This window comes from Psychrobacter sp. W2-37-MNA-CIBAN-0211, assembly GCF_040309405.1.
GTDB lineage: Bacteria > Pseudomonadota > Gammaproteobacteria > Pseudomonadales > Moraxellaceae > Psychrobacter > Psychrobacter glaciei.
The window spans coordinates 1-237 of sequence record NZ_JBEOOU010000568.1; the positions used below are offsets into that span (position 1 = coordinate 1).

The 237-nt window shown below is 63.7% G+C and carries 1 protein-coding gene; it reads left to right on the forward strand.

All coding sequences use genetic code 11. From position 1 onward, the window contains the following. A partial coding sequence (locus tag AAEY72_RS16300) for a 2-C-methyl-D-erythritol 4-phosphate cytidylyltransferase (RefSeq protein WP_352311729.1) occupies positions 1 to 237 on the forward strand: 237 nt, incomplete at both ends.

Consider the following 237-nt stretch of genomic DNA (forward strand, 5'->3'; position numbering starts at 1 on the left):
TATCCAGCGTGCCGACGGCGGCTCGGAACGTTCCGGCTCGGTTCTCAATGCGCTGCTGCAACTCAATGCCCTGGGCGCCAGTGATGAAGACTGGGTCTTGGTGCATGATGCTGCGCGGCCTAACCTGAGCCGTGATGATCTCGACAAGCTCCTGGCGGAACTGGCCGATGATCCGGTAGGCGGCCTGCTGGCAGTGCCCGCGCGCGACACCCTCAAGCGTGTCGACAAGCATGGTCG